Source organism: Lyngbya aestuarii BL J (genome assembly GCF_000478195.2).
GTDB lineage: Bacteria > Cyanobacteriota > Cyanobacteriia > Cyanobacteriales > Microcoleaceae > Capilliphycus > Capilliphycus aestuarii.
On sequence record NZ_AUZM01000042.1, the window covers coordinates 1 to 13,690 of the forward strand.

Sequence of the window (13,690 nt, forward strand, 5' to 3'; positions counted from 1 at the left end):
TGACATTGCTTTAAGTAATTTGGTTAATAATCTCAAATCTGTAACGTCTCGAAAGCTTAGACAAGAATTTTCCGACCACTTAAATTCTTTTTACTGGAAAGATGTTTTATGGAATGGCTCTTACTTTGTTGCTAGTTGTGGTGGAATAACTATTTCAACTCGGCGACAATATATCGAAAATCAGAACAAACCTAATTCCGATAAACCCTGACCGCAATTCATCTCACGCTGCTCTGTCGGGTCAGACGTGGGGCTTCTTGGGGAAGAAGCTAAAAAAGCCCTCAAATTTTGATTCTATCCTACATCTGAACAGGAAAATCTGTTGTTCGCTTTACTTATAAAGAAGAAATATCTTCTATTTCCCATTCAAAAAGCTGAAGTCATCCCCATCTAAACTGAGGGAAGAAGTGCTTTGAATAATAGCAATCAGTTCATCTTGACTCTGACCAGTTATGTGATATAGAGCGATACCAGTCGGTAAACCTTGACCAGATTGAGTCTCAAGGCGATAATTTTGCTGTTGATCAGACAACTCGATAATATCTTCGTTAGTGTTGAAATCTTGAATAAGTGCATAATCACTTAAACCCGGAGTGGCATTATCACCATCATCATAGTAAAGCTGAAATTGATCTCCTAAGACAAAGATATCCGTCTCTGTTCCTCCTGTTAGAGTATCAATTTCTCCCTGACCTGCACTCAAAATATCAGGGTCAACGCCTATCAGGACATCACGACCGATATCACCTGTGAGCTTGTCGTTACCTCTGTCACCAACTAGGGTATCATCATTTTTACCCCCATATACAGTATCACTTCCCTCTCCAGCTTTTATCCAATCTCTACCTTGATTACCATTGATCAAATCATTACCATCTGAGCCATATAGGTAATCATCATCAAGGTTGCCAAACATGACATCATCACCACTTTTTCCCTGAAGAGAGTCTTGTCCTTTTCCACCAAAAAGGTTGTCATTATCCTCACCTCCGTCTAATAAATCATTACCCTCATTACCAAAAATGTGATCATTACCCTTACTACCAAAAAGGTGATCATCTGCGAAAAGACCATAAATGGTGTCATTACCTAATGAAGCATTAATGATGTCACTTTTGGGAGTACCCATCAGATTATCATCTTGATTTGTTCCATTCAAAATTGATCTTAACTCTGGACTCGGAGTCATTTCAGAAACAGGTATAGGCTCCGGTTCAGCAACAGGCTCAGGCGGCTGTTCGGGTTCAGGTTCGGGTTCAGGCTCAGGCGGCTGCTCAGGCTCGGGAATCGGCGGCTGTTCAGCAACAGGTTCAGCAACAGGTTCAGCAACAGGTTCAGCAACAGGCGGCTGTTCAGGTTCGGGTTCAGGAACAGGTTCAGGTTCAGGTTCGGGTTCAGGTTCAGGCGGCTGTTCGGGTTCAGGTTCGGGTTCAGGTTCAGGCGGCTGTTCAGGTTCCGGCTCCGGTTCAGCAACAGGTTCCGGCTCAGGTTCAGGTTCAGGAACAGGCTCAGGAACAGGTTCAGGTTCGGGTTCAGGTTCAGCAACAGGCTCAGGCTCAGGTTCAGGTTCGGGTTCAGGTTCAGCAACAGGCTCAGGTTCGGGTTCAGCAACAGGTTCAGGTTCCGGCTCCGGCTCAGGTTCCGGCTCCGGCTCAGGTTCCGGCTCCGGCTCCGGCTCAGGTTCAGGTTCGGGTTCAGGTTCCGGCGGCTGTTCAGGAACAGGCTCGGGTTCAGGAACAGGCGGCTGTTCGGGTTCAGGAACAGGTTCAGGTTCAGGTTCGGGTTCAGGTTCAGGCGGCTGTTCGGGTTCAGGTTCGGGTTCAGGTTCAGGCGGCTGTTCAGGTTCCGGCTCCGGTTCAGCAACAGGTTCAGGTTCCGGCTCGGGAATCGGCTCCGGCTCAGGCTCGGGTTCAGGCTCGGGTTCAGGCTCAGGCTCGGGTTCAGGCGGCTGTTCAGGTTCGGGTACATCAGCCAAAGTAATCACCCGCAGAGGGTCAACGGCAGATTGACTCGTAAACGAAACTTCTAAAATGTTATTGTTGTCTCCCAAGATTCTGACGGTATCTTTAGGAAGTCCACTGTTTGGCCCTTCTAGGGTATTCCCATCTTGTAATACCCTAGCCCGATAACCAACCAGTTCGTCATTACCATTAAGAGTTTGTAAGGTGTTTGCATTACCAAACAACTCATCATCAGCCATGAAGCCAATAATCGGATTGTCAAAAGTGAAGGTGGCTGTAAATGACTGTCTTCCTGTACCTGGTGTATTCTTCTGATAGATGAAATGACTATCAACAATAGTACCTGTCTCAATCGTTCCTAAATTATTGAGATCATCCCAATCTTTGGGGTCACTAATTTTGATATCTTTTGAGAGGGTAACATTTTGAGCTTCGTCAAAAAACTGTAATCTATTGTCTGTCGAAGCCCACCAGCTTGAATAAGTAGCAGGTTTGTCTGAGGCATCATCCAACCAAAAATCACTGATATCAATTTTTTGTGCTTGTCCTGTAAAACTAAGAATTGCCATTGCTTGTTAATTGCTCAAATTGAATGGGTATATTTCAAAAGATAAGTATGTATAGCAATTTGATTTTATTCGTGAAGGTTGATAACCAAGGAAAGCTTATAGTAAGGTCATCAAGCGGGTTGGGAGTTCAAAAATAATTACTAATTGCTATAGTTTGTTGTTATATAGAGGTGAATTAAATTTTAATTTTGTATGATCTACATATTTCTGTGGAAACGTTGCAGATGAAATCTATATACCATAATTTCGGAGATGAGGAAATACAGTTTATATAAACTGTATTTAATCTTATACTAAGTCCGGTTTGTAAGTGACCTTAATCCAATCGGGTGACAATCCCTTTTAGAAGCAGTTGATGCTTTTTATAAAAGGTATCTACCTGACGGATACGGACATGGTATCAGAGTAACATTTGCTTTCTGTGAAAATACAGGTGAATATGTAAAGTGTTCGTACTAAATTTGTAATGTTTCTGTAAAGATACTGAGATCAGTTCTCTAGACACATCAAAAGAGCGACAGTGTTAGTCACTCTTTCTTGGCTAGTATTAGCCATGTACTAACATTTATCGCTCTTTTGGGTTAATAGAAATTAAGAGATGAGTTGATCCGCTAATGGTTGCGATCAATCAATTCAGCACTCAATGCCCCCACTAGCAACAGGTTGATTGGTTCGCAAAGGTAAAGGTTGACCTTCCATATGTTCTGGAATCGGTGCGCCCATCAAATCTAAAATAGAAGGGGCTAAATCGAGAACATGACCCGAAGACAAGGTAGATCCGGGTGCAATATCAGGGCCAGTTGCTAGGATAAATCCTTCGGAGCGATGGCTGGCGGCACGATAGGGTGGCAAGGGGCCAAAACGTCCATATTCTGGACTTTCCATCACATCAGTCGCATATTCTTCTTGCCAGACGACAATTAAATCTGCATCGGGTAATTTCGGATTACGATCAGCGGCGTTTTCTCGGGTGCGAACAATATGACTCACCATCGGAATACCCTTGCGAGGATCTTTGAGAGCGTGAAGCTTTTCACAGAGATCGTCACAAACAGCATCGTACTCGGAAGGATCGACAATTCCGTTGGGTTCGCGACCTTTGAGGTTAATCCGGATGTAACCCTCAGCAAAACTGGGAATCGCAAAAGCTTTCATTTTAGGCCAGAGCGGTTTGTACCATTGAGCCGGGTTCCAAGGAACCACAGTTTCTCCCTGACGTTTGAGTTGGAACGGAGAAATTAAATCAAACTCGCCCCGAGTATCAAGATAGGGTTCAATTAACTTAAAAATCCGAGTCGGAGTTTCTCGTCGAAGGAAGCGTCGAATCGGGTTAGGATCGTTCTTCTGACCCCACAAATGCCGCTCCCAAAAGTTCCACTTCATTTTGGTAATCGGTGGCGGTAAGGGTTCGGAGGTTTTGCCATCCCCAATCCCACATTTTCCGGGAAAACTGTAGCGATAGAGAAACTCTGGTAAGAAAATAAAGCTCGGTAAGTCAATCGTTGCCGCCCCAGTACCATGATCGGAGAACAGAACCACATGAGCATTTTCTGGCGCCTGGGTTAAGATCTCACCAATGGCTTTATCCATCGCTTGGTAAACGGCAAGCAGGGGGTCGTGGGAAACCTGGGGTCGCAGTTTCTCATGGAGGGGATGATCCGGTTGACTCAGATGCCAGAAAACGTGACCACCGCCATGAGATTCACTGAATACGGTTAAGAATAAATCCCAAGGCTGACGCTGAAGCAAATCCTGACAAATGGCTGAACGCCGCTCAATCCCAGTGACAAATCGCTCTTCGAGTTGCATGGTGGTTTTTACATCCAGGCAAACGGCATAATCGTTGTGTAGACCCGGATGGGGGCCATGTTTGTCAATGATTTCTTGGTACAGGGATTCCGGTATAGAACTACTGGGGATTTGAGGAGAGTGAGCGCCCCAAGCTCCTATTTGTAAGCCCTGGGTTTGAGTGTTCAGTCGCAGTTGGGGAACGTCAAAGGTGATGACTCGATAATCTTCTCCCAAAGCGGTAAAGGGACGGAATTCCTTGTAGTCATAAGCCGCGCGAGTTTCAGTTTCATAAGTGCCTTCGCGAAACCCCATTGCCGCCCAATACCCTGTTTTTTGGGGGCGACAACCCGTAGCAAAGGTTGTCCAAGCTGTTTCGACGTTTGAGTCTTTGAAGTTTCTTAAACGGCTATAGATGCCTTGTTCACGTAGACGACTTAGATTTTTTAAATATCCTTTAGACATCCACTCTTCGAGTAAAGGAGGTTGAGCGGCGTCTAATCCAATCGCAATAACAGGATTCTTCGGGTTTTGCATGAAATCAGCCTCAGTTGATTGAGTATTACGCTTCTTTGACTAACTCCCCTGGCTCAAGCCTCGGGGAATCTTCCAGAACTTTTGATTAATTCATCAGACTCTTAGGCATGGTCAAAATGCCTGATGCTTGTGTACAAGCTTAACAGTAAATTTTCAGTAGAGCTTTCAACTCTCGACAAGAAAAGCATGGATGGTTATAGCTCATAAAAAACGTTTTCAGTTTCACCTAAACTTGGCTTGCTTTGGGTGAAACTTCCATGAGCCGTATTCAATTAAAGACCTAATCACTGTTTTCGATAACTATAAATGGAGCCAAGCTCCTTGACAGGTTAGACCATAAAGACTTCTGCATTTACATGACTTCAATGGTGAGTCTGTTTTGTCAAAAGATGCACAATTATATTATACTCTATATCTTAAGGGAACGTCCAGAACTCAATCTCTAACTGAGTGGATCTTTAAGTGTTTGCTTTCTGTTCGGAAGAAAGTCTGTTTCGCTGTTGTATATGTGTCCAGGATAAACAGAAAGTAGTGTAGAGGGATGATCGCTGAGTGCTGAGGTAATTAACCTGGAACTCTCTGCCCTTTGAATTCTGCAAAATCTGTTTAACTGCCCAAATGCTGTTGAAATTAACAACAATATTATCTGAAGAAAACGAGAGAAATAAAATGATTAAAGATTTGATCAAAAATGTAGCGTATCCAATGATAAAATCTCGTCCGGATTTCTTGATACTCGGAACGCAAAAAGCTGGAACAACATCACTTTACAATTACTTGATTCAGCATTCGGACGTGATTAAAAATAATTCTTTTAAAGAAATTCACTACTTTGATGAATTCCCAAATTATCAGAGAGGTTTTGGATGGTATCTAGGTTACTTTCCCTCTAAAAAACAAAAAGAAAATAAGCTTACACTTGATGCAACACCTGAAGATCTTTATTTTCAGCATATTCCTCAGCTGATCAAGAAAGATTTAGGTAACATTAAAATGATTGCTATCCTCAGAAATCCAGTATATCGAGCCTATTCTGCATGGCAAATGTATCACAGCTTTTCCAAAAATCCTCATACTCATCTCAGAAATATAGCGGATCAAAGAACTTTTCTAGAAGCAATTGAAGAAGAACAAAAGGGTATCAAAATAGAATATCCTTATGATTATATTAATCGGGGTAAGTATGCTGACCAATTGAAAAATTACTACAAGCATTTTGACAAAGAGAACTTGCTCATCTTAAACTTCGATCAATTTAAAGATGATCTAGACAATTTACTCAATAGTATCTGTGACTTTCTCAGTCTGGAATATTTCTCCTCTGAAAAACTGCAAGAATTCAAGGAGATAAAATACAATTCTGGAAAGTATAAGGTTGAAAAAAGTGAATCTGAACTTCAAGGGATTCAGCAGCTCAAAGATTATTTTATTCCCTACAATGAAGAACTTTACAACCTATTAGGATATCGCTATACCTGGTAGTTCTGCAATCTATTGATAGATGAACAGTTTGTGCGATCTTCTCGACAGAATACGATGATCGTTTGAACAAGGAAACAATAGGCTGAAGATATGTATAGAATTAAGATCAATACACTTCAGTCTGCTTGAATTTAGATACTAATTGATAGCTCTAGGGTCAATCTTCAGTCTTGTGCATTTACTAAATCTTTACATTCAAAATCTATAATTTTTACAAAACCTGATGGTTTGTGAAAGTTTGATCTTTGTATAATTCTAGATATTGAAGTTGAAAAGACAGAGAAGTAAGTATGATTTCTTACAAACATAAGTGCATATTCGTTCACATTCCAAAGACTGGCGGTACAAGCCTAGAAAATATTATTTGGCCAAGGGCAAAAGATCGAACAGAATCTAATTTGTGGATGGGATTTATCAGCGGATTTCACAATAAGTATCAGACTGGAGGATTACAACATCTTCTTTCTACCCAAATTAGGCAAGAAGTGGGAGATCAAGTTTTTAACAGTTTTTTTAAGTTTACGGTTGTTCGCAACCCTTGGGATAAAGCAATATCTCAGTTTTTATACATGAAAAAAAGAAAGTCTCTCAGAGATTTTATGGGAATGTCAGAAGATGATTGCTTCAAGCAATACCTCTCGCTAATTCAGAAAAAAAATCACGTTCAATGGGAGCCTCAGTATAAGTTTGTTTTTGATGATCAAGGTTGCCTTTTAGTTGACTTTATTGGAAAATTTGAAAATTTTGAACAGGATGCTTATAAGATACTGGATCAGTCAGGAGTAAAGACCAAAATATTGGGGATAAGAGTTAAGAAAATACCACATACGAACAAAAGCAATCGCTTGCACTACACTGAGTATTATGATACAGAATCAAGAGAGATCGTGCAGAATCTATATCAGAAAGATATAGAGATTTTCAACTATACGTTCTAGATTGTGTTAGGCTAATGCCAAGATCTAATAGATTGGGAATTGTGACCCACATGAAATTTAAGGTCTAATATTCAATTTTTCATTGAAGCTTTAAAATAACTAATATGGGAATAGGCTTCATCAAACCCCGAAACATCTCAGGAATTGTGGAGGTTGAAACTTGACTCAGATCGGACTAATTGCTATCGGACGTAATGAAGGTCAACGCTTGCGTCAATGTCTACTTTCAGCGTTAGAGAAGGTAGATTGTATTGTTTATGTCGATTCGGGATCGACAGATGGTAGTGTAGAGATGGCGCGATCACTGGGCGTTGAGGTGATCGAACTAGATTTGTCTATTCCCTTTACAGCAGCTCGCGCCCGCAATGCCGGATTTCAACATCTGCGACAAACTCACCCCCAAATCGAATTTGTGCAATTTGTCGATGGTGACTGTGAAGTGGTCGAAGGTTGGCTGGAAAAAGCTCAACAAGAACTACTCGCTCAACCTGACGTTGGGGTGGTTTGCGGACGTCGCCGAGAACGTTTTCCGGAATCTACGGTTTATAATCAGTTATGTGATATTGAATGGAATACTCCAGTTGGGGAAGCCGAAGCTTGTGGGGGTGACTCCATGATGCGAGTTGAAGCATTTGAACAAGTGGGGGGGTTTAATGACTCTATCATTGCCGGAGAGGAACCCGAACTGTGTGTGCGGTTACGTCAACAGGGCTGGAAAATTCTCCGCCTCGATGCTGAGATGACCTTACATGATGCTCAGATGACCCGTTGGAATCAGTGGTGGAAACGGATGCTCAGAGCGGGTCATGCTTACGCAGAAGGGGCTTGGTTACACGGTCAATCTCCCCAACGACATTGGGTAAAAGAAAGCAAAAGTATTTGGCTGTGGGGATTGTTTATTCCGTTATTGGCTCTGGTACTTGCTTTTCCGACCCATGAATTGAGTTTATTACTATTGCTTGGTTATCCGTATTTGACCTACCGAATTTATCGGTATTATACCCAACAACGGAGCTATTCTAACCGTGAGTCAGCACTTTATGCCCTCTCTTGTGTTTTGGGTAAATTTCCTCAACTGCAAGGCCAGATGCAATTTCATTTCAATCGCTTACTGGGTCGTCGCCGGACATTGGTAGAATACAAAACAGAGTAAAGGTTTGTTGAAGATTCTATGATTTAGAACGTCCGAAATCCTGAAAATATTCTCAATTTATTATTGGTATTCAAAGTATGGAAACTTCTCTAGAGTCGAATCAGATTAGCCCCAAAATAAAATCCAAAGTTTCAGCAACAGAACCCGATTGGAATCGAGAAAAGTTGAAAAATTGGTGGTCTCCAAATCGACAACTGATTAAATCAATTCGTCAATATCAAAAATGGCAAAAACAAGGTGGACTTTTTGCTAAATTCTTCAAAAATATACACGTCCTAGAGCATCGATTTTGGAGTGTAGCTTCTGGTGCCGATATTCCTTTAAACTGTCAACTGGGTGGAGGGTTAGTGCTGACTCATCCCAATGGAATTGTTATTCATCCTCAAGCCACGATTGGGCCTAACTGTCTAATTTTACAGCAAGTAACTATTACCAAAGGGGTTCAAATTGGGGGTCATGTTGATATCGGAGCTGGGGCTAAAATTCTCAAACAAGCTTATATTGGCGATCATGCTAAAATTGGGGCAAATGCTGTTGTGATTTGTGATGTTCCTCCTGGAGCCACAGCCGTCGGTATTCCCGCTCGGATTATTCCAGCTAAAAACTCAGACAGCAGTGATCATTCCCCACAAACGTTAGAAGATTCCGAAAATCTCTAGTAGAAGTACACCCTTAAATCAATTTATAATCCAAATTTCCGCTTTCGATTGGGTAGAATAGTACGCCAGTTTGTTTTAGCCAGAGCAAGTTGTTGTTCAGAAACTAAAGCATGAGTTAAATTAGCTCCACACAAGTTAGTCCCTCGCAGATTTGTATAACTCAGATTTGCGTAGGTGAGATTAGCACCCCGGAAATCAGCATTTTCTAAATTGGCATAACTCAAGCGAGCATGAGTTAAATTGGCATCTTTAAAAATCGCATCTGAGAGAGACGCTCGCGTAAAATCCACTTTAGATAAATCCGCATTTTGAAAATTTGTCTGTTCTAAGCGAGATTTGGTAAAGTAAGCACCTGAGAATTTTTCACTTCGTAAGTTTAGACCCTGGAGATCACAATCGGTAAAATAGCGTTCGCCTCTAATATAAGCATCATGTAAACTGGCTTCATCCCAACGATGAAATTTGTTTCTCGCTTGAGTATTGGCAGATGTAAACATAGTCGCCGTTGGAGCGCCTTGAGTCGCACTGATCCCCCCATCAACAGACGCAAAATTTTCTCCGAGTTGGGTGTATTCTTTTTTCCGACGCCGAGCATTGCGCTCTCGAATTTGTTTTGCCTGAGATGCAAATGGTCGTAACTCGGTACTCTCGTCATCACAATAGATCGTCGTTTGATTATCTTGTTGATGAGTCTCAACTTGTGTGGGTGCTTCAGAGACACGAGACTCAGGTTGAATAGATAATCCACCCGAAAAGTCACTGTAGAACTCCGTTTCATGATCCAACGCACCTAAAACTTCTTCGGCCGACTGGTAACGTTGATAAACAGACATCTCCAACATTTTCTGCAAAATGGCTGCAAAAGAATCACTCACCGACACTAGCGCACGCCACAACACTTCCCCAGTAATCGGATTATGATCAAGAGAACTCGGAGATTTTCCCGTCATCAAATAAACACAAGTCATCCCTACCGCATAAATATCACTCGCATAGACTGGCCGTAGAGCCATCTGTTCTGGGGGTGCAAAACCCGATGTTCCGATGGCAAAATTGGTAAACGCCGTTTGTCCTGTCCCAAATTCTGTAACCTGTTTAACCTCATCTTTCACCGCCCCAAAATCAATCAAAACCAATCGTTTATCTTGAGCGCGTCTGAGAATATTAGCGGGTTTAATATCACGGTGAATGACTTCGTGGGAGTGAATATAGCTGAGAATGGGTAAAATTTCTCGTAGAAATGCTTTAATTTCGTCTTCGGTATATACACCCGATTGCTGAACTTCTTCTTTTAAATTACGACCATCAACATATTCTTGAACCAAATAAAACTGCTGCTTTCCTGAAAAATAATCAAGCAGTCGAGGAATTTGAGGATGATCACCAATTTTCCCCAAAGTCGTTGCTTCCCGTTGAAAAAGCTGACGTGCCATTTCTAAAATCCGGGCTGATTTCGCCACAGGGCGGAGTTGCTTGACAACACATTTGGGAGAACCCGGTAAGGACAGATCCTCTGACAAGAAAGTGGCACCAAACCCACCTTTACCCAAAGGCTTGATCACACGATAGCGATTTCGCAACACCAACTTTGACCGACAGGTTTGACATTGAGACGCATCCTCCGGGTTTTCAGGATGGGAACAAGCTGGATTGATACAGTAACTCATAGTCTTCGAGAATGCTTCAACTTCAAGTTTAGCGGAGACAGACAAAACAGCCCTTAAGCCGACATCATCCGGCTTTCGAGAAACTGATCACGAGCGACAGTGGGTTGAGCGCCGACAGGTCATATAACAACCAGCAGATACACGGATATCATGTCTATAGATAGTTTCCCCCTGTCTCTATTATTCACTATAGAAATAAGAATTTCCTGAAAACTTAACCCTATCGGCTCAATTTTTGACGGGTGCTGAACCTTCCTCTTTCCTTTATGATGAGAACTGGACAATTCAACTCCCTCAACTCAACCCCAATACTGATGATCAAGGAATTCATCTAAAATGAGTCCACTTTCAGACACAGACCTTGAGCTGTAAGGTCTAGACCACCTCTAAGCATGAACACTGAACCCCTGATAAAAGAATGCGTATTTCTCTAAATTGGCTGCGAGAATTAGTAGACATCGAAATGACTCCCGAACAGTTGGCTGAAACGTTAACTGTAGCTGGCTTTGAAGTTGAAGACATCGAAGATCGCAGCACTTGGGCTGATGGCGTTGTTTTAGGAAAAATTTTAGAAGCCACTCCTCACCCCAACGCCGATAAACTCAGAGTTTGTCGAGTTGATATCGGTGACAGCGAACCGCTTAATATTGTCTGTGGCGCACCCAATGCCAAGGCTGATTTAATTGTCGCTGTCGCGACTATCGGGACTTACTTACCCCAGGTTGATCTCAAACTTAAAAAAACAAAACTGCGGGGCGTTCCTTCTGAGGGAATGATCTGTTCTTTAGCAGAATTAGGGTTAGAAAAAGACTCGGATGGAATTCACGCCTTTGATCTCGAAAACCCCAAGCTAGGAAGTGATATTCGACCTTTACTCGGTTTGGATGATGTCATTTTAGATGTCACCGCAACTGCGAACCGAGCCGATGGTTTAAGCATGGTGGGAATTGCTCGGGAAATCGCGGCTTTAACGGCGGCTTCTTTACGCATTCCGGAAGCGACAGGGCTTTTGATCGAAGACAAAAAAGCGTCTTTGAAATTAGCGGTTGAGGTGAGTGAATCCCAAGCCTGTCCCATTTATACGGGTACAATCATCGAAGGCATTAAAATTGCCCCCTCTCCTCAGTGGCTCAAACAACGTTTACAAGCCTCTGGTGTACGACCGATTAATAATGTGGTCGATATTACAAATTATATTATGCTGGAATGGGGACAACCTCTACACGCTTTTGATTTAGATCGACTACAAAAAATTACCGCTTCTGAGGATTTAACGATTGGGGTAAGGTTAGGAAAATCGGGGGAATCTCTTAAAACTCTCGATAGCCAAACCCGCAAACTTAAAGACGAAACGCTGCTGATTACTGCTAATGATCAACCGATTGCTCTTGCCGGAATTATGGGCGGTGAAGATAGCGAAGTCTACGAAGAAACGCAGAATTTAATGTTAGAAGCGGCAGTCTTTAGTTCTGTGGCAATTCGCCGTTCAGCACGGGGTCAAGGACTGCGTACAGAAGCTTCTACTCGTTTTGAACGAGGTGTTAATCCGGCTGAATTAGTTCTTGCCTGTTGTCGAGCGATTTCATTAATTACAGAACTCACGGGTGGAGTTTCCACACAACAAGAGTCAGCAAGTAGTATCGTTGATGATGTCACTTCTTCTCAAGTTCCTCTGCGTTTGAGTCGGATTAATCAAATTTTAGGTTCTCTAAAACGAGGAGAAAATACGTTAGTTGAATCTTTCCTACAACCGGAAGAAGTCGAAGGAATTCTCACCGCTTTGGGTTGTGGTTCGATGCGTCAAACTCCCATCAAAGAGAACAAAGATATTGTTTGGACTGTGACAGTTCCCGCCTATCGCGCGCGAGATTTAGAACGGGAAATTGATTTAATTGAAGAAGTCGCCCGTCTATATGGTTATGATAATTTTTCTGATACTTTACCCCATCAAAGTGTACCGGGTTATCTCACCGAAGATCAGTTGGCTTTGCGACACCTTCGAGCCGCATTTCGAGCCGAGGGACTAACAGAATTAATGCACTATTCTTTAGTTAAACAAGAAGGAGAAAATCAAGTTGTAATTTCTAATCCTTTATTTGTGGAATATTCCGCTTTACGAACCGAAATGTTATCCGGTTTAATTGATGCGTTTGCATTCAACCTAGAAAATGGAAATGGGCCGTTAAATGGCTTTGAAATTGGTCGAGTTTTCTGGAAAGAAACAGAAACTTTTCAAGAAAAAGATGTGGTTGCGGGAATAATCAGCGGTGATACCACTCAAGGACATTGGACGCGAGGTGGACGAGAACAACCCATTACTTGGTTTGAAGCAAAAGGAATCCTGGAAGCTATTTTTAAACGGTTGTATTTGTCAGTTGAATACCAAAAAGAAACTCAAATTAAACAATTACATCCCGGAAGAACAGCGTCTTTGGAGTTAAATGGAAATCATTTAGGTGTTTTTGGTCAGCTTCATCCTCAGCTTCAAGAACAACGAGATTTACCCAAAGAAGTTTATTTATTTGAGTTGAATTTATCGGTTTTAGTCGCAGCCATGACTCAAGCGGATAATTTAACTCGGAAATTTGGTTCTTTCTCGACTTTTCCGCCTTCTGATCGCGATATTGCGTTCTTTGTTTCGGAGGAAGTTTCCGTTGCTGATCTAGAAAAATGTATGATTAAAGCAGCCGGAAATTTGTTAGAATCTATTAAACTGTTTGATGAATATAAGGGTGAACACGTTCCTGAAAGTCAACGCAGTTTAGCCTTTCGTCTGGTTTATCGAGCTAGCGATCGCACGTTAACTGAAGAAGAAGTTGAACCCAAACAGCAAAAGGTTCGTGAGGCGTTAGTCAAGCATTTTAATGTCAATCTCAGAAGTTAATTAAGTTGAGTTTGTTGTTTAGAGGTTAGAATCATAAAACTAGCCTCTAACT

9 protein-coding genes are annotated in these 13,690 nt (G+C 42.0%); 6 read left to right on the plus strand and 3 right to left on the minus strand.

Annotated features, from left to right (window positions below):
* Positions 1-211, plus strand: a 211-nt coding sequence (locus M595_RS17200) for an IS200/IS605 family transposase (RefSeq protein WP_023067669.1), incomplete at its 5' end; no start/stop codon positions are given.
* A gap of 144 nt (positions 212-355) precedes the next feature.
* On the opposite strand, the gene M595_RS30200 is transcribed toward M595_RS17200, so the two are convergent.
* A complete protein-coding gene (locus M595_RS30200) occupies positions 356-2,530 on the minus strand; it encodes a calcium-binding protein (RefSeq protein WP_023067638.1) in 2,175 nt (724 codons plus the stop codon).
* Positions 2,531-3,163: 633 nt separating this feature from the next.
* Positions 3,164-4,855: an alkaline phosphatase family protein gene (locus M595_RS17210; RefSeq protein WP_023067661.1), complete on the minus strand. Its 1,692-nt coding sequence runs from the start codon at positions 4,853-4,855 to the stop codon at positions 3,164-3,166.
* Positions 4,856-5,479: 624 nt separating this feature from the next.
* On the opposite strand from M595_RS17210, the gene M595_RS17215 reads away from it, so the two are divergent.
* The 4 genes from M595_RS17215 to M595_RS17230 all read left to right on the plus strand — a co-directional run bounded on the left by M595_RS17215 (position 5,480) and on the right by M595_RS17230 (position 9,087).
* Positions 5,480-6,337 (plus strand): sulfotransferase domain-containing protein, encoded by an 858-nt coding sequence (locus M595_RS17215; RefSeq protein ID WP_338041652.1) that lies wholly within the window; start codon positions 5,480-5,482, stop codon positions 6,335-6,337.
* Positions 6,338-6,627: 290 nt separating this feature from the next.
* Positions 6,628-7,275, plus strand: a complete 648-nt coding sequence (locus M595_RS17220) for a sulfotransferase family 2 domain-containing protein (RefSeq protein ID WP_023067649.1) — start codon at positions 6,628-6,630, stop codon at positions 7,273-7,275.
* Positions 7,276-7,435: 160 nt separating this feature from the next.
* On the plus strand, positions 7,436-8,428 hold the full coding sequence (locus M595_RS17225) for a glycosyltransferase family 2 protein (RefSeq protein ID WP_023067648.1): 993 nt from the start codon (positions 7,436-7,438) through the stop codon (positions 8,426-8,428).
* A 77-nt stretch (positions 8,429-8,505) separates the two neighbouring features.
* Positions 8,506-9,087: a serine O-acetyltransferase gene (locus M595_RS17230; protein ID WP_023067637.1), complete on the plus strand. Its 582-nt coding sequence runs from the start codon at positions 8,506-8,508 to the stop codon at positions 9,085-9,087.
* Positions 9,088-9,110: 23 nt separating this feature from the next.
* Here the strand turns inward: M595_RS17230 and M595_RS17235 are convergent, their stop codons facing one another.
* Positions 9,111-10,754 (minus strand): serine/threonine-protein kinase, encoded by a 1,644-nt coding sequence (locus M595_RS17235; protein WP_023067675.1) that lies wholly within the window; start codon positions 10,752-10,754, stop codon positions 9,111-9,113.
* Positions 10,755-11,172: 418 nt separating this feature from the next.
* On the opposite strand from M595_RS17235, the gene pheT reads away from it, so the two are divergent.
* A complete protein-coding gene (gene pheT, locus M595_RS17240) occupies positions 11,173-13,638 on the plus strand; it encodes a phenylalanine--tRNA ligase subunit beta (protein ID WP_023067643.1) in 2,466 nt (821 codons plus the stop codon).
* Positions 13,639-13,690 lie beyond the last annotated feature (52 nt).